The 311-nt window shown below is 43.7% G+C and carries 1 protein-coding gene; it reads left to right on the top strand.

The annotated features are described in order from the left end of the window. Window positions 1-242, top strand: a 242-nt coding sequence (locus RTW80_RS28390; protein WP_312721439.1) for a hypothetical protein, incomplete at its 5' end; no start/stop codon positions are given. Window positions 243-311 lie beyond the last annotated feature (69 nt).

The following is a 311-nucleotide window of genomic DNA, read 5'->3' as shown; positions in this document are numbered from 1 at the left end:
CAGCAGCTGCGAAAATAAACACAAACCTCACTCCGGCTGCCAACAGCCGAACATTTGAAAACAGTGGTCAGATCGATTATTACGATCACCTACGATATAACAACACACAGCTGGTCGGTGATTCCATTAAGACCTTCGATGTACCGAAAAGAACCGTGGAGCTGACATACGGGAAACCCGTTGTTATCGAATTACCCCGCGGTGTTCAGTATTCCCTTTTGTTGACAGATCAACTTCAGTAACTTTCCAAAAAAGGATTTCATGATGACCCAGACCCAAGAAAATGTTTTGATTCTACCGTTGCATTTACG

It is taken from the genome of Escherichia sp. AM3, assembly GCF_032029835.1.
GTDB lineage: Bacteria > Pseudomonadota > Gammaproteobacteria > Enterobacterales > Enterobacteriaceae > Escherichia > Escherichia coli.
The sequence above is the reverse complement of the archived record's forward strand: the minus strand, read 5'-3'. Positions and strand labels throughout refer to the sequence as shown.